Here is a 15,891-nt window from a genome sequence, read left to right as displayed (position 1 = left end):
GGAGGATTTCCGGTGCATATCGACGACCTCAGTACCGTGCGGGACAGCGAGCTGACGGCGGATCTGTGCATTATCGGGTCCGGACCGGCCGGTCTGACCCTGGCCGCCGAACTCGCGGGAAGTTCGCTACGGGTGCTGGTTCTCGAAAGCGGTGGCCGGGAACTCACACCGGATGGCGACGCGCTCAATGACATCGAGAATGTCGGGGCCGCGCGGGCGCAGCCCTATCGCAATGCCCGAAATCGCATTCTCGGCGGCAGTTCACATACCTGGAGCGGGCGCTGCGCACCCCTGGACGAGCTGGATTTCGTGCGCCGGTCCTGGGTCCCGTTCTCGGGCTGGCCGATCGGATCGTCCGAGGTGGAGCCCTATCTGGACCGGGCCGCGGCGCATCTGGGCCTGGGCTACGGGGCCGGGTTCACCGGCGACCGGTTCTGGGAGCTGGCCGATCGGAATCCGCCGGCGCAGGAGGTGGACCGGCGCTGGGTGCGGCCGTACTTCTGGCAGATCAGCAAGGATCCCGCGGATCCCTTCGACTCCAAGCGATTCGGCCCGCACGCTGCGGAAATTACCGCCGCAGCTAATGTTCGAATTCTGTTGAATGCCACCGTAACCCACATCGATACCGATCCCGATGGCGTGCGCGTCGAGGCATTGCGGGTCGCGGATTCCGCCGGGAATGAACGCGTCGTACGCGCGACGCGCATTGTGCTGGCCACCGGCGGAATCGAAAACGCCCGCCTGCTGCTGGCCTCGAATCGTATTGCGCCCGCCGGTGTCGGCAATCGGCACGATGTGGTGGGCCGGTATCTGCTCGATCATCGCTGCGGCGTGGTCGGCATGCTCGATCCGCGCAGCTCCGCCGCCGCACGGGATCGTTTCGGCAAATACGTCGTGAAAACCCGCGGCGGCAAGCACACGTTTCTGCACGGACTCGCGCTGTCCCCCGACCTCCAGGCCGACGAGGGACTGCTCAACTGCGCCTTGTGGATTCAGGAGGTGCCCGCCGAGGACGACCCCTGGGAGTCGGTGAAGAACCTGCTGCGCGGTCACATGAACCTGCACGACGCGCGCACCGTCGCCAGCAATCCCGGGCTGCTGCTCTCCGGGGCCAAACGCCGGCTCATCGATCACACCGGCCTGCCCCGCAAGCTCGAACAGGTGGAGCTGCGCTGCATGGTCGAACAGGCGCCGAACCCGGACAGCCGAATCAGCCTGGGCGACACCGTCGATCGACTCGGGCTACCGCATCCGCGGATCGACTGGAAGACCAGCGCCCAGGAGGACACCACGGTCCGCCGCGCCGCCGCCCTGGTCGCCGGCGAGTTCGCCCGCCTCGGCTACACCCCGCCCGCCCTGGACGAATGGGTCCGCGAGGCCAGCAGCCTCCCGCCCCGGCTCACCGACTGGGCCCACCCCACCGGCGCCACCCGCATGTCCGCCGACCCGCGCACCGGCGTGGTGGACCGCGACTGCCGGGTGCACGGCATGGAGAACCTCTACATCGCGGGCAGTTCGGTGTTCCCCACCAACGGCCACGCCAATCCGACGCTCACCATCGTCGCCCTCGCGGTGCGGCTGGCCGAACGGCTCCGCCGCACCGCGTGAGGCGGCCTACTGCTTGGGCAGCGGCAGGTCGATACCGCCGACCTCGGTGACCTTCCAGTCGCCCGGGTCGACATCGACCGTGTAGTAGACGGTGGTGAGGACGCCGTCGGGGTTCTGGGCGTTGGTGGAGTTCACGTTCAGATAGACGTTCACCTTGTACAGGCCATTGTCGCGGTTGATCACCTGGGAGCTGAGCAGGGTGGGGCTCGAGGTCCACTTCAGCGGAACCAGGATCTCCTGCAGCTTGGAGGAGGTCGCGTCGAACTTGCCCGCCAGCGACGGGGTGGTGTTGGCCTTGAGGCGCGCGGTCCAGGCGTTGAAGTCCGCGTAGTTGAGATTGGCCGCGCCCATGGCGTATTCGGAGGCGACCTGCTCGGCGTGCTTGTCGTCGGCCGCGCGGGTGGCGTGCGCGTCGACGTCGCCGCGGGCGGACTGCCACAGCACGGTGACCGTCACCAGCGCGGCGATCAGCAAGGCGGCCGCGGCCGCGGTCACCAGCGTCGAGACCCGCAGCGACACCGTCTTACCCGGGGCGTGCGCCGGGTCCACGGGGGTGGCGAACGGGTCGGGGTGGGCGGTGGTCTCGGTCTGCTCGGTGTCCTTGGACATGGGTTATCTCCTTGCTGGAACTGCTACTTCACTTCGACCTGCACGCGCACGGCACCGTCACCGGTGGACGCGAGCGCCTGCGAGATCAAGCTGCTGATATCGATGTGCGGCCCGGCCGTGCGCGCGGCGTCGGCGAGCGGCTGCAATTGGGGTGCGAGAGTCTTCAATTCGGGTCCGGCCTGCTGCAACCAGTCGGTCAGCCGGGACAGGAAGGGTGCCAGCCCGTTGCCATCCACATATGCCTGGGGCCCGGGGGCGCGCTCGACGAGTCTACCGACAGCATTGATGAGCTGCTCGAGCGACTGCTCGAACTGCACGAATGCCGGTGCCGCGGCGGCCGTCGCGGCTCCCATACCCGCCATATCCGAGGCCGCTACCTGGAAGCTGTTGAGTAGCTGAGCAATCTTGGGTTCGCGACTCAGAATGGCCGCCGCCAGCAGGTCACCCGCACGGGTCAGGTTCGGCATGGCCGAATCCGTGTCGTGGAAGGCCGCTCCCAGCGTGCTCGCCAGCGAGGCGGCCACCTTGGGATCGAGCTGGTTCATGACCTTGTTCAGCTGCCGCGACACCTCGGGAATGGACAGCGGCGACCTCACCGCGGCGGCGTCGAGGCGCTGGCCGTCCCTGATGAAGGGCCCACCGGCGGTGCGCGGCCGGAACTCCACGAACGGCTCGCCCAGCGCGGACAGCTGCTCGATGGTGATGTCGCTGTCGGTGGGCAGCCTCCGGTCGCCGTCGATGCGGAAGCCCACCTCGACCCCGCGCGCGGTGGAGTCCACCGAGGTGATCTTGCCGACCCGCAGACCCGTGAGCAGAATCGGCGAACCCACGCTCAGGCCACCGGAATTCGCCATCACCAGCGACGCGTCGGTGTGATGCGCGAACGGATCCGCCCGTACCACCCCGAAGGTCAGATAGCTCGCGCCCACCACGGTCACCACCGCGATGCCGCCCAGCGACGCCACCGAGCCCCACCTCATCGCACCGCTCCGATCATGCGCAGCCCGGCCAGCATGGTGCCGACCTGATCATCGCGCGACACCGAATCTGCCTGGACGCCGGTGACATTCACCTTCGGACCGTTCTCCACGAACGGAATCAGCTTGTCCCGCAACAGCGAGACCAGCAGCGACAGGTTCGACGGCACCGACAGATCCAGCGGCTTGCCCGACAGCGCCAGCGGCGCGAACGACTGCGTCACCGGATCCAGCGCGGTCGCCAGCGGAGCCAGCCACACCAGCGATTGCCCCAATTGCCCCAGCACCGCGAAGATCTGGGTGACACCCTTGATGGAGTTGGTGATGCCGGTCATCGCGTCCACCGACTCCTGGCTGAGCTGATGGTCCAGAAAGTCCGCGCGATCGTGCAGCACCTGGGCGTTCACGCCCAGGCCGTTGAGCAGCTTGTCGACCTGATCCAGATTCGCCGCCAGATCCACCGCGTTACCGGCCGCGTTCTGCGCGATGCGCTTGGTCTCGTTCGGGTCCCGCGGCAGCACCGCGTTGAAATGATTGATGATGTCCTGCAACTGGTTCACCGCCCCGCCCTGAGTGAAGGCGGCCAGCGCGGCCATGGTGTCCTCGAGCTGCACCGGCGGGCGGGTGTGATCCTGACCGATGGTGCCGCCGTCCCGCAGCAGCGAACCGAAACCGTCCGGCGGCGTGCTCAAGGCCAGGTGGATGTCACCGAGCACGGTGTTCTGCCGCAGTTCGGCCACCGTGGTCGTCGGCAGCTGCGCCTTCGACGAGATGTCAGCGTCCACCACGACATAACCGCCGCGCCCGCCGGCCTGCGCCGACTCCACCACGTGCACGCCCTCGACCGTGCCGACCTGCGCGCCATTGGCGATGACCTTCGCCTTCGCGGGCAGATTCAGCACATTGCCGAACTCGATGTGGATGCGATACGTCGATCCCGAGATGGTGGTCCCGGGCACCGGCACCGCGGCCGGGTCGAAGGCGCAGCCACCGGCTCCGGCCAGCAGCCCCGCCGCCAGCACCGCCGCGCCGATGCGCTCGGGCCGACGCCGCGCCGGGGCCGCCCCCACCGCGGTCCCGGCGCGACCGGCGGCCGCGGTATCGAGCTGGAAGTTCCAGCGTCCGATTCTCATCGCGCACCTGCCATTCCGAGCACCAACGGCACCAGCGGAACGTTCACCATGCCGTCGGCGGCATCGGTGCAGCTGCCCGGGGTGACGGCATTGACGGCGGCGCACACCTGCTCGGCCTGCGGGGCCGGAAGGGCCGCCCGCGGCGAACCGTAGGAAATGCCGTTGCCCATCACGTTCTGGGCGGCATTGGTCAGCACCGGCATCCTCCGCACCACCTCCGAGAGCGAGCCGACATTGGCGCGCAGCAGGCGCACCAGCGGCAGCGTGTCGTCGAGCGCGCGCATGATCGGGTCACCGGCGATGGTGGCCAGATCGTTGAGCATGGGCAGCACCGCACCGAGTCGATCGATGAGTTGCGCACCGGGACCGAGCAATTCGGTACTGGCGTTGTTCAGCGCCGGGCCCAGCCGCAGCAGCATCGAGCGCAGATCGCCCCAGTGCTGCTCGACCTTCTCGCCCACCGAGGCGAAGGCGTCGAAGATACCCGCCAGATGCCCGATATCGGCATCGGGTTGCGCCAGCGCCGAACCCAATTTCTTGACGATCTCGTTGATCTGCGGGCCCGCGCCCTGGGTGGCCGCGTCCAGCCCGGACAGGCCGTGCGCCAGCGCATCCGGGGCCTGCGCCTGCTGCAGCTGCGACGACAGGTCGGCCAGCGCGGTCAGCGTCTCGGTGATGCTCTTGGGCGTCAGGGATTTGGTGATGCAGCGCGAGGAATCCCAGTGCGCCAGGTTCTTGCCGCCGTTGAGCACCGCCAGATTGCGATCGGCCACAATGGAATCCGAGACCGTGGTGGCGGCGGCGTCCGCGTAGACCGGGTACTCCGCGTCGACGGAGAACCTCACCTTCACCTTGGTGCCGTCGGAATCGACGGAATCGACCGTGCCGACCGGGATTCCGCGCATGGTCACCTTGTTGCCCGCGTACAGGCCGACCGCGTCGGGCATGACCGCGCAGTAGGCGACGGTCTTCTTCATCGGGTCGAACCAGACGAAGTAGCCGACCACCGCCAGCACCACCACCAGCAGCGCGCCCGCGACCGACATGAACGCCTGCGAGCCGAGCATCCGCTTGAACATCAGCAGTCCTTCCCGGGCACCGGCACGCACACCTTCGGCGCCGCGGGCAGCGTCACCGTCTGCCGCGACCGGTCCACCGCGATACCGCCGTCGGGAATCACCAAGTCCGACAACTTCTTCTGCAGTCCCTGCGCCGCGGTCAGCGTCGGCTCGAACTTCTGGCCGAGCTGCTCGAGCTGGGTGACGGCCTCGGTCAGCTTGGGCTTCAGATCCGTCCAGGTCGGCTGCGCGCCGCCGAGGCGGCCGAGCACGTCACTGAGCAGGCGGATCGCCTCGGCCATTTCCGAATGCTTGTCGTCGAGCACGGTGACCAGCAGATTCGCATTGTCCATCAGCCGGCCCAGATCGGTCTTGGCGCCGTCGTACATGCGCACGTACTCGTCGGCCACCGCCACCGCGTTCGATACCTGGGTGCGCTGCTTGTCCAGCGCGTCCACGTAGGTGCGCACCGTCTGCAGCGTGGTGCGCAGCGTGTCCGGCGCGCCGTCGATCGAATTGCCCAGCGCGGCCAGGTTCTTGTTGAGCGTCGAGCCGTCGATCTTGCCCAGCGGGTCGGCCGCGTCCTGGAAGGTCTCGATCAGGCTGTACGGCAGGCGCACCCGGTCCGCCGGAATCGCCGCCGCACCCAGGGGCTTGCTGCCCGCCGGGAACACCGCGACGTAGTGGCCGCCGACGATGGTCAGCATGCGGATGTCCAGGGAGGTCTGATCACCCAGGAACACATCGGATTTCACCGTGAAGCGCATGACGACCTTGTCCGGCTTCAACTCCAGGGACTTGACCTCGCCGACCGAGATGCCGGCGACGCGCACGTCGTCGCCCGCCTTCACCGACTGCGCCTCGGACAGTTCCGCGGTGTAGGTGTGCTTGCCGAACGGGATCACGTACAGCGCACCGGCGGCGGTCAGGCCCAGCACCAGCACGATCGCGCCGATGATGCCCTGACGCAGATGCCGCTTCTGCTTGGTCGCGTCGTCCACGACCCGGTCGTCCCGCTTCAAACGGAGTCCCCGCAGCGCACGGGGCAAGGTCATCCGTTGCATATCGCCACCTGCTGTCCCGAAACGAGCACCTTGACCACCGGCGGCAGTTCCGCGGTTCCCTTGCTGCACACCGGCTTCCAGCCACTCGGACCGGTCGGCAGCGCCGCGTCGGCCGCGCTCAGCACGGCGGGCAGGCGGCCGAGGGCGGCCACCGCCTCCTCGGCGTCGGGGAAGATCCGGCGGATCAGCGCGTCCACATCGGACCCGCTGTCGATCCCCAGCGTGCGCAGCAGATTGTCGATCGGCCGCAGCACCGACGGCGCGGTGATCGCGAATTGCGCCAGGCCGCCGATGTTCTGCTGCAACGCCTCGAAGATGTCGGAGAGCTGCTTCAGCAACGGCACCAGGTAGTGCACGCGCCCGCCCAGCCGGTCCGACAGATCCGACATGTTGTGGATCAGCGTCGAGATGACCTGCTGCCGATTGTCCACGTACGACGCCAGTTTCCCGATCGCGTCCATGGCCGGGCCGAGACCGCTGCCGTCCCCCTCGATCAGCGCCACCATGCTCGCGCTGAACTGGTTGATGGCCTCCGGAGAGATGGTCTGCAGCACCGGCTTCAGGCCGTTGAACAGCTGCGTCACATCGAACGACGGCACCGTGTGGTCCTCGCCGATGCGCGCGCCCGCCGCCAGCCGGGCGCCCGGCTGCGGCTGCTGCTGCAGATCGATGTACCGCTGCCCGGTCAGATTCTGGTAGCGGATGGCCAGTTTCGAGTTGTCGTAGACCGGCGAATCGGTCTTGACCGACACCTGCACCCGCGCCTTCGCGCCCTCCAGGCTGACGTTCTTCACCTTGCCGACCTGCACGCCGAACATGCGCACGTCGTCGCCGACCTTGAGGCCGTTGGCATCGGTGAAGATCGCGTCATGGGTCTCGGTCTTTCCCGACACGGGGCGTTGAATCGCGGTGAGCACCAACATGAGCACCACACCGATGACGCCCGCGAACAGCGCCAGCCGCCACGCGGCCTGCTTCACGTTCATCGGGCACCGCCCAGCAGCGGCACCGCGATCGCCGGCACACCCTTCAGCTCGACCTGCACGTTCAGCACCGGCCCCTGCCCGTTGTCGGGCATGGCGGCGCGCAAACGCTCCAACAGCAACCGCAATTCGGCGGAGGACTGCTGCGGCTGCGGCACCATCTGCGCAAGCGCGGTCAGCACCGGCACCAGCATGTCGGTGGCGCCGGAGAGCTGGGTTCCGGCCTGCGAGAAGGTGGATGCCAGCGCGGGCAGCAGCGTGCCGGTGACGGTCGCGACACCCTTGTCATAGGCGGCCCGATCGGACTGCAAGCGCTGCATGCTGCGGATCAGATCCACCACCTGCACCGTCGCGCCCGCGAACCGGCCACCGCCGTCGAAGGCCGGGCCCAGCTCACCGAACAGCTGCGACATCGGCATCTTCTGGTTGTCGGCGATGGTGCGCTGCGCGGTGATCAGGGCCTGCGCCAGCGGCGTGAACGCCTGGGTGTCGGCCGCGGCCTGCGCGATGACCGAGGCCATCTGCGGCGTCAGCACCGAACCGCCCACCTGCGCGGCACTGCGCAGAATCGACCCCATGGTGGCGTCGTAGACCTCGCTCGCGCGGCGGCCGGTGAAGTCCAGCACCGTGCCCGAACGCAGCGGGGAACCGCCGTCGCCCTTGCGCAATTCGATCTCGCTGATGCCGAACAGGTTCGCGGGCGCGTAATCCACCCGCAGGCTGTCGTCGAAGCCGAACAGCTTCGAATCGTCCAGGCGCAGCGAGATCTGCTGCGTTCCATGCTGGTCCGGGGCGATGTCGGTGACCTTGCCGACCACGACGCCATTCGCCCGCACCTCGGTGCCGACCAGCACGCCGTCACCGATCTGCTCGGTGCGCAACGAGATCGGCATCCCCGGCTCGTCCTGCTGTGAGCGGTACAGCGCCCAGCCGGCGACCACCGTCACCACCAGCGCCAACGCGACCGTGCCGACCGTCATCGCGCGCTTGCGATCGACGGCCACACCCGGCATTCCGTAATTCGGCATCCCCTACCCCGTGAACGTAATCGCCGAGTTGAAGCCCCACAGGGACAGCGACATCACCATGTCCATGGCCACGATGGCCACCGACGACGCGCGGACCGCCTTACCCGAGGCAATGCCCACGCCCTCCGGACCGCCGGTCGCGAAAAAGCCGAAGTAGCAGTGGATCAGGATCACCACCACCGCGAACACGGCCACCTTCACCACCGCCGCGATCACGTCGAATCCGGAGACGAACTGGAAGAAATAGTGGTCGTACACACCGGCCGAGGCCCCATGCACCAAGGTGATCAATCCCCGGCAGGCCGCGTACGACAGGATCAGCGCGATCAGGAAGGTCGGCACGATCGCGACCGCGCCCGCCAGCACGCGGGTGGTCACCACGAAGGGAACCGAACGCAGACCGAGGGATTCGATGGCGTCGATCTCCTCGGAGATGCGCATCGAGCCGATCTCGGCGGTCATGCGGCAGCCCGCCTGCGCGGCGAAACCGATGGCCGCCACGATCGGGGCCAGCTCACGGGTGGTGGCGTAGGCCGACACCAGACCCGACACCGGGCCCATGCCCAGCATGTCGAGTGTGGTGAAGGATTCGACCGCCACCGAAGCGCCCATGACCAGACCGAGCACGATCATCATCGGCACCGTGCCGCCGCCCACGATCACCGAGCCGCGACCCCAGGTCATGTCCGAGATCGCGCGCATGGTCTCCGCGCGATACCGCTTCAGCGTCAACGGAATCGACGACAGCACCTGCCAGACGAAGGCCAGCGTGAAGCCCAGGTTCTCCGCCCGGCGCAGGACCAGGCCCCGCTTGCGATAGGCGCGCGCGGCCCAGCCCAGCCCCTTGGGCACGTAGGTAGCCGACATCAGGCCAGCCTGGTGGGCAGGAACAGATCGGTGATCTGCGTGGCGACCAGGTTCACCGTCACGATCGACACCACCGACAACACCACCGCGGCGTTCACGGCGTCGGCGACACCCCGCGGGCCGCCCTTCGCCTCGAGCCCGCGCTGGCAGGCGATGATCACCACGAGGAAACCGAAGATGACGGCCTTCAACAGCGACACCCACACATCGGCGGTGGTGGTGAAGGACCCGAAAGTGGACCAGTACGAGCCCGGCGTCACGCCCTGCCCGCCGATGGCGACGCCGTAGCCGGCCAGCACGCCCACGAAGATGATGAGCACGTTCAGCAGCGGCGCCACGAAGACCATCGCCACCAGCCGCGGGATCACCAGGCGGTGAATCGGGCTGATGCCCATGGTGTTCAGCGCGTCGATCTCCTCGCGGATGGTGCGCGCGCCCAGATCCGCGGCCAGCGCCGCCGCGCCCGCGCCGCCCAGCAGGAAGCCGGTGGCCAGGGGCGCGCCCTGCTTGATCACACCCAGGCCGCCGGTCGCGCCGAGCAGCGAATCCGCGCCGAGGGTGTGGATCAGATTGCCCACCTGCACCGAGACGATGACGCCGAACGGAATCGCGATGAGGATGGCCGGAATCGCGGTGACGGTGATGAGCCGCCACGCCTGCAGGATCGCCTCTTTCCACTGGAACTGGCGACGCGCGATATCGGTGACGGTCCCGACCACGGCTTCCTCGGCGATCCCGACCGCGCGGCCGAAGGTGCGCAGCGACGCCACCGAGGTGCTGGAGAAGTTGTCCCGCACGATGCGCACCGCGGACCGGCTCTGGACGGCCCGGGTCATCGGGGGACTGCTTCTTCGAGACGGCGGAACCGACGCGGGGTGACGAGCTTCAAATTTCTTCTCCGTGATCGGCAACACTGCCTGCCATCAAAGCTAATGGTTACCCAGAGTTACAACAAATCGGGATCAAGTGTGACTGGAGCCTCTGAGTTACCGATCGTTACCCCGATCGTCAGTCCCGGTCAGCGGGACGAAGTGCCATGTGACCTGGGATTCTAGAACGTGTTATCAGAGCGGAACGGCTATAACCATGATCTCCGGCACCCGGCGAGCAGACCCCCGCGGAGGCGACTTCCGGAGCCTCGGCGATACCCGAAGCCGCATCGAGTGATCTCTCAGCAACCCCAGGTTTCCCCGCGAACCTCTGCACAACCCGCACCTGGCGTGTTCACTGTCGCTGTGGATAACTCACACTCGCGTGTGGATAACACGGTCTCGGCCGTGCTGCACACGATCGAGGCCGGCGACTGGGCCGAGTTCGCGAAACTCGTGCACCCCTATGTGCACTGGACCGAGAACGGCCACACCACCCGCGGGCGCACCCGGGTCATGGCGCTGCTGTCGCAGCACCACACCACCGCGCCCGCCACCTCCTACGAACTACGCGACGGCCAGGTCTACCGCTGGGACTCGTGACCGCCGCTACGGGCTGACCGCGAGAAAAACGAAGGCCGAGAACAACACCAGGTGCACACAGCCCTGGAGCAGGGTCGCGCGACCCGGCACCACGGTCAGCGCGCCGACCACCACGGTCAGCGCCAGCAGCACCATCTGGGTCGCCCCCAGACCGAGCATGAGCGGGCCCTCGATCCAGATCGAGGCCAGCGCGATGGCCGGAATGGTCAGGCCGATGCTGGCCATGGCCGAACCCAGCGCCAGGTTCAGCGAGATCTGCACCCGGTCCCGGCGCGCGGTCCGCACGGCCGCGATGGTCTCGGGCAGCAGCACCAGCATCGCGATCACCACACCGACCGCGGACGGCGGCAGCCCGGCGGCCGCCACCCCGGATTCGATATTGGGCGACTCCACCTTCGCCAGACCGACCACTCCGATCAGGGCAACCAGCAGCAAACCCAAGCTGCGCAACGATTCCCGTCTGGTCGGCGGATCCGCGTGCTCGTCCTCGGCCGCCGCGGCCGAACCCTCGACCGGCAGGAAGTCATCCGGATGCCGGACCGTCTGCACCATCACGAAGACTCCGTAGAGCACCAGCGAGGCCACCGCGGCGAAGATCAGCTGCGAGGCCGAGAAGACCGGGCCCGGCTCACTGGTGGTGAAGGTCGGCAGCACCAGACTCAGCGTGGCCAGCGTCGCGACCGTGGCCAGCGCCCCGCCCGTGCCCTCGGCATTGAAGACGGCCACCCGCCGCCGCAACGCTCCCACCAGCAGGGACAGCCCGAAAATGCCATTGCACGTGATCATTACGGCGGCGAAGACGGTGTCCCGGGCCAGCGAGGCGGCCTTGTCACCGCTGGACAGCATGAGCGTGACGATCAGGCCGACCTCGATGATGGTCACCGCCACCGCCAGGATGAGCGACCCGAATGGCTCCCCCACCCGGTGCGCGACCGTCTCCGCGTGATGCACCGACGAGAGCACCGCGCCGATCAGCCAGACCCCGACCAGCACCGCCACGGTCGGGTTCAGTGCCTGGCCCCACGTCACCGTCAGCACCAGCGCCGCCGCCAACGGGAGAAAGATCGACCAGTACCTCCTGAAGAAACCCACCATGGCCCCTATCGTTCCAGCAAACCGCCCGCTTCCACCGGAAGTGGGAGCCATGCCTCGCCCGGTCACGCTCCCGCATCAGTCGCGGAATGTGAATTAGGCTGCTCAGGTGGACGACAACGGAGCGGGAACCACCGACGCAATGACGCCGCACCCGCATGAGCCGCACGATGCCGGACTCTCGGCCAAACTCAACTGGCTGCGAGCCGGTGTGCTCGGCGCCAACGACGGCATCGTCTCCACCGCCGGGCTGGTGGTCGGCGTCGCCGCCGCCTCCACCGACTCCAGCGCCATCCTTACCGCGGGCATCGCGGGACTCGCCGCGGGCGCGATCTCCATGGCGGTGGGTGAATACGTCTCGGTCAGCACCCAGCGCGATTCCGAACGCGCCCTGCTGTCCAAGGAGAAGCGCGAGCTCACCGAAGAGCCGGACTACGAGCTGGCCGAGCTGACCGGCATCTACCGCGCCAAGGGCCTGAGCGCCGAGACCGCGCGCCAGGTGGCCGAGGAACTCACCGCCCACGACGCCTTCGCCGCGCACGCCGAGGCCGAATTGGGTTTGGACCCACACGAACTCACCAATCCGTGGCATGCCGCGTTGTCCTCGGCGATCTCCTTCACCATCGGCGCGATCCTCCCGCTGATCGCCATCCTGGTGCCACCGACCCAGTGGCGCATCCCCGTCTGTTTCGCCGCGGTGCTGGTGGCGCTCGCCCTGACCGGATCGGTCAGCGCCCGCATGGGCGGCAGCAACCCGCGCCGCGCCGTGCTGCGCGTGGTCCTCGGCGGCGCGCTGGCCATGGCCGTCACTTACGGTATCGGCCAGCTCGCGGGCGTCGCCGGAATCTGACCCCGGCTCAGTCCGCGGGCGGCCCCGGATCGAGCGGCGGCGCGGGCACATTCGGCGGAGGGGCCCCGGGGTTCACCAGCACCGGAATATCCACGGGACGTGGCGCGGCGGGCGGAAGCGGAGCCGGGCGGGCGGCCGGAGCCGGAAGCGGCACGGGTGGAACCGGATTCAAGGGCACGGCCCCGCCGTGCGGTGCGGGCGCGAACGGAACCTGGCCCGCCGGAGCGATATTCGGCGGATGCTGGGCCGGGGCGTGGCGATCGTGGCGCAGCCGGGGCACATTCACGATCGAGGTATCGGCGACCGGGCTCGACGCGGCCGACGTGAGCAGCATCCCCGCCCCGACACCCCCGGCCATGAGCAGGGCGGCCAGCAGCACCTGTCCCAGCCGGCGCGGGTCGAGATCGCCCGCGTCACGCTGGATTTCGTCGGCGGTTCCGAGCATGGCGGTCCTCCTTCGGATTCCGCGTCGCGCGGGTCAGGGCGCGGGCGGCGGCGGGGGCGGGGGCACCAGGAACGGGAGGATCGGGGCGAGAATGTCGGGCAGCGCGGGCGGCGGGGGCGGGGCGGGCGCGGGGGCCGGCGCGGGAGCCGGGGCCGGAGCGGGCGCGGGAGCGGGTGCGACCTCGACCGGAGCCGGGGCCGGAGGCACGTACTGCTCGGTTTGTGGTGCGGGAGCGGGGTTCTGCGCCACCGGGGCGGGCGGCGGAGGCGGCGGGGCCGCCGGACCGGGCGAGGGGGCAGGACCGGGCGGCGGAGCGGGTGCGGGGGAATGAGCCGGGGACGGCGATGTGGCGTCGACCGGTTGGTGGGTGGTGCTGGGTGCCGGACCGGCCGGCGCGTCGGGTCCACCCCGGCTGTTCCACCCCTCACGCAGGGTGCCGCCGATCAGCGCGACGACCATGCCCACCGAGACCACGATCAGTGCGGCCAGCATTTTCGGCGACATCGCCCCCGGCGCGCTCAGTCCCGGGGTGCCCTCGGACCCGGCGGCGGATCCCTCGTCCGCCACCTCGGGTCTGTCCTGCACCGCACCCATGCTCACCGGGAACTCCTTCGGTCGGACGCCGACGCCGTAGATCCGAAAAGCTTCTCCTTCAGGCACGCTACACAGATTTGCCGAAAGGCAGAAGATTTCGGATGATAAGGAAATCGTTCCAGGTGGGTATCGTTTCCAACTGGTTGCCGCCAGATAGCGGTCAATCCATCGTGATGACCACCTTGCCGAACGGGTCCCCCTCCATGAAGTAGCGGTAGGCCTCGATCGACTGCTCGAACGGGTACACCCGGTCGATGACCGGCCGGACCTGGTGGGCGGTCAGCGCGGCGTTCATCGCCTCGAAATCGGCCCGGCTGCCCACCGCGATGCGGCGAATCGACACGAACTTGCCACCGAACAAGCTGGGCGGCTGCGGCTGCCCCGGCGCCGGCGGAAACGCTCCGATCAGCGTCACCTGCGCGTTGTACGCCGCGGCGGCAACCGATTTGGGCAGCGTGGGCATGCCGACGGCCTCCACCGCATGCTGGACGCCCTCACCGCCGGTGAGCTCGAGCACCACCCGCTCCCAGTCGGGCACCTCGACGCGATCGATCACCTCGTCGGCGCCGAGTTTGCGCAACCGCTCCGCCTTCTCGGCGGAGGAGGTGATCGAAATGACCCGCGCACCCAGCATTTTGGCGTGCTGGATCGCGGCCAGTGCCACCGTGCCGGTGCCGGTGGTCAGCACCGTCTCACCCGGCCCCGCCGGGATCGGCTTGGTCAGCGCGGCCCACGCGACCAGACCCGCGCAGGCCAGCGACGCGGCCTCCGCGTCGGAGAGGTACGCGGGCACATGAACCACCGAATCCTCCTCCAGCAGTGCGTAAGTGGCGAGCCATCCGTCGTGATTCGCGCCGTACTGCTGGGCGGAGGTCGCTTGCAGCTGGGGGCCGTCGTTCCAGGCGACGAAGTAGGTGCCGGCCACGCGATCACCGATCGCCGCGCGGGTCACCCCGCTCCCCACCGCGATCACGTCGCCGACGCCGTCGACCAGCGGCACCACGCCGGGCGTGGCGGGCAGCACGTAGCTGCCGTCCATCAACATGATGTCGCGCCGATTCAGCGCGGTGGCGCGCACCCGCACCACGACCTGGCCCGGGCCCGGCTCCGGAATCTGCTGCACCGCCGTGGTGAGGCCGGTCAGGCCGCGCCGCGGTTCCAGGTGGTAGGCAACACCATTCGCGTTCTGCTTCTGTTCGCTCATGTCACCGAGTCTGTCCCGGCCGCGGCCGTGTGACGATTCCCTGCAGGGAATGGCAGCGCGGCCCGGCCGCGCACAGAGTGGAGGTATGACAACCATGGCTGTGGCAGTGACCAGTCCGTTCGCACAGGAATTGCGCGGGTGGCGCACGCGCCGGCGGTTGAGCCAGCTCGACCTCGCCATCGCCGCGGAGACCAGCCAGCGGTATCTGAGCTTCCTGGAGCAGGGCCGCTCGCATCCGGGACGCACCATGGTGGTGCGGCTGGCGGAGGTGCTCGGGCTGTCCCTGCGGGAACGCAACGCGCTGCTGCTGACGGCCGGCTACGCCCCGCTCTTCCCCGAATCATCTTTGGACGCACCGGAACTCGATGCGGTACGGCACGCGCTGGAAACCATCCTGCGCGGGCATCTGCCCTATCCGGCCGTGGTCACCCGGCCCTTCGGCGTGCTGGTGGCGGCGAATCCGGCGTTCGAGCTGCTGACCGAGGGCTGCGCGCCGGAGCTGCTGACCGGAACGGTCAATGTGCTGCGGCTGGCCCTGCATCCGGAGGGGCTGGCGCGGCGGGTGGTGAACCTGCCGGAGTGGGGGCGGCACATCACCGACAGCCTGCGCAATCGCTCGAACCACAGCCCCGATCCGGCCTTGGACGCGCTGATCGCCGAGTTGGACGGCTACCTGCCGCCGGTCGAGCCCGGGCCCGGACACCTGGGTTTCGCGGTGCCGCTGCGGCTCCGTTCCGAGGGCGGTGAGCTGCGGCTCATCACCACCCTCACCTCGTTCGCGACGGCCACCGACATCACCCTGTCGGAGCTGCATCTCGAGGCCTTCCTGCCCGCCGACCAGGCCACTTCCGATCTGCTGCGGGCCCGTTTCGGCGCCTGAGCACCGCTTGCGGGCCATTACTCGTCG

General features: G+C 68.6%; 17 protein-coding genes. 4 read left to right on the top strand and 13 right to left on the bottom strand.

Annotated features, from left to right (window positions below; translation table 11 throughout):
• Window positions 1-12: 12 nt before the first annotated feature.
• Window positions 13-1,608 carry an FAD-dependent oxidoreductase gene (locus ACYVKL_RS31390; RefSeq protein WP_379167817.1) on the top strand — a complete coding sequence of 532 codons (1,596 nt, stop codon included), beginning with the start codon at window positions 13-15 and terminating at the stop codon, window positions 1,606-1,608.
• 6 nt (window positions 1,609-1,614) lie between these two features.
• Here ACYVKL_RS31390 and ACYVKL_RS31385 read toward each other — a convergent pair whose 3' ends face one another.
• From ACYVKL_RS31385 to ACYVKL_RS31345, 9 genes are read right to left on the bottom strand one after another with little or no spacing between them, the layout of a single operon-like run.
• The gene (locus ACYVKL_RS31385) at window positions 1,615-2,217 is read right to left on the bottom strand and encodes a hypothetical protein (RefSeq protein WP_379167819.1); all 603 of its coding nucleotides are present in this window, start codon (window positions 2,215-2,217) and stop codon (window positions 1,615-1,617) included.
• Window positions 2,218-2,240: 23 nt separating this feature from the next.
• The gene (locus ACYVKL_RS31380; protein ID WP_379167821.1) at window positions 2,241-3,197 is read right to left on the bottom strand and encodes an MlaD family protein; all 957 of its coding nucleotides are present in this window, start codon (window positions 3,195-3,197) and stop codon (window positions 2,241-2,243) included.
• Complete coding sequence (locus tag ACYVKL_RS31375) at window positions 3,194-4,327, bottom strand: MlaD family protein (protein ID WP_379167823.1); 1,134 nt, start codon at window positions 4,325-4,327, stop codon at window positions 3,194-3,196. The genes ACYVKL_RS31380 and ACYVKL_RS31375 overlap by 4 nt, the downstream gene beginning before the upstream one ends.
• Window positions 4,324-5,406 carry an MlaD family protein gene (locus ACYVKL_RS31370; protein WP_379167825.1) on the bottom strand — a complete coding sequence of 361 codons (1,083 nt, stop codon included), beginning with the start codon at window positions 5,404-5,406 and terminating at the stop codon, window positions 4,324-4,326. Before ACYVKL_RS31370 ends, ACYVKL_RS31375 begins: the two co-directional genes overlap by 4 nt.
• A complete protein-coding gene (locus ACYVKL_RS31365; protein WP_379167827.1) occupies window positions 5,406-6,440 on the bottom strand; it encodes an MlaD family protein in 1,035 nt (344 codons plus the stop codon). The genes ACYVKL_RS31370 and ACYVKL_RS31365 overlap by 1 nt, the downstream gene beginning before the upstream one ends.
• Window positions 6,437-7,435 (bottom strand): MlaD family protein, encoded by a 999-nt coding sequence (locus ACYVKL_RS31360; protein WP_379167829.1) that lies wholly within the window; start codon window positions 7,433-7,435, stop codon window positions 6,437-6,439. The genes ACYVKL_RS31365 and ACYVKL_RS31360 overlap by 4 nt, the downstream gene beginning before the upstream one ends.
• On the bottom strand, window positions 7,432-8,460 hold the full coding sequence (locus tag ACYVKL_RS31355; RefSeq protein ID WP_379167831.1) for an MlaD family protein: 1,029 nt from the start codon (window positions 8,458-8,460) through the stop codon (window positions 7,432-7,434). The genes ACYVKL_RS31360 and ACYVKL_RS31355 overlap by 4 nt, the downstream gene beginning before the upstream one ends.
• Before the next feature lie 3 nt (window positions 8,461-8,463).
• Window positions 8,464-9,327 carry an ABC transporter permease gene (locus ACYVKL_RS31350; protein WP_379167832.1) on the bottom strand — a complete coding sequence of 288 codons (864 nt, stop codon included), beginning with the start codon at window positions 9,325-9,327 and terminating at the stop codon, window positions 8,464-8,466.
• Entirely contained in the window at window positions 9,327-10,163 is an 837-nt protein-coding gene (locus ACYVKL_RS31345) for an ABC transporter permease (protein ID WP_379167834.1), read from the bottom strand. Before ACYVKL_RS31345 ends, ACYVKL_RS31350 begins: the two co-directional genes overlap by 1 nt.
• 441 nt (window positions 10,164-10,604) lie before the next feature.
• Between ACYVKL_RS31345 and ACYVKL_RS31340 the strand changes: the two genes are divergently transcribed.
• Entirely contained in the window at window positions 10,605-10,799 is a 195-nt protein-coding gene (locus ACYVKL_RS31340) for a nuclear transport factor 2 family protein (protein ID WP_213557694.1), read from the top strand.
• A gap of 6 nt (window positions 10,800-10,805) precedes the next feature.
• Here the strand turns inward: ACYVKL_RS31340 and ACYVKL_RS31335 are convergent, their stop codons facing one another.
• Window positions 10,806-11,894: a calcium:cation antiporter gene (locus ACYVKL_RS31335; RefSeq protein ID WP_379167836.1), complete on the bottom strand. Its 1,089-nt coding sequence runs from the start codon at window positions 11,892-11,894 to the stop codon at window positions 10,806-10,808.
• Window positions 11,895-12,033: 139 nt separating this feature from the next.
• Here ACYVKL_RS31335 and ACYVKL_RS31330 point away from each other — a divergent pair, with 139 nt between their 5' ends.
• Window positions 12,034-12,741 carry a VIT1/CCC1 transporter family protein gene (locus ACYVKL_RS31330; protein WP_379167956.1) on the top strand — a complete coding sequence of 236 codons (708 nt, stop codon included), beginning with the start codon at window positions 12,034-12,036 and terminating at the stop codon, window positions 12,739-12,741.
• 7 nt (window positions 12,742-12,748) lie between these two features.
• Here the strand turns inward: ACYVKL_RS31330 and ACYVKL_RS31325 are convergent, their stop codons facing one another.
• The 3 genes from ACYVKL_RS31325 to ACYVKL_RS31315 all read right to left on the bottom strand — a co-directional run bounded on the left by ACYVKL_RS31325 (window position 12,749) and on the right by ACYVKL_RS31315 (window position 14,984).
• Complete coding sequence (locus tag ACYVKL_RS31325) at window positions 12,749-13,186, bottom strand: hypothetical protein (protein ID WP_379167838.1); 438 nt, start codon at window positions 13,184-13,186, stop codon at window positions 12,749-12,751.
• A gap of 33 nt (window positions 13,187-13,219) precedes the next feature.
• A complete protein-coding gene (locus ACYVKL_RS31320) occupies window positions 13,220-13,786 on the bottom strand; it encodes a hypothetical protein (protein WP_460773603.1) in 567 nt (188 codons plus the stop codon).
• 154 nt (window positions 13,787-13,940) lie between these two features.
• The gene (locus tag ACYVKL_RS31315) at window positions 13,941-14,984 is read right to left on the bottom strand and encodes a zinc-dependent alcohol dehydrogenase family protein (RefSeq protein WP_379167842.1); all 1,044 of its coding nucleotides are present in this window, start codon (window positions 14,982-14,984) and stop codon (window positions 13,941-13,943) included.
• 85 nt (window positions 14,985-15,069) lie between these two features.
• Between ACYVKL_RS31315 and ACYVKL_RS31310 the strand changes: the two genes are divergently transcribed.
• Window positions 15,070-15,864, top strand: coding sequence for a helix-turn-helix domain-containing protein (locus ACYVKL_RS31310; protein ID WP_379167844.1), 795 nt, complete (start codon window positions 15,070-15,072; stop codon window positions 15,862-15,864).
• The last annotated feature ends 27 nt before the right edge of the window (window positions 15,865-15,891 follow it).

It is taken from the genome of Nocardia tengchongensis (assembly GCF_054781395.1).
The sequence above is the reverse complement of the archived record's forward strand: the minus strand, read 5'-3'. Positions and strand labels throughout refer to the sequence as shown.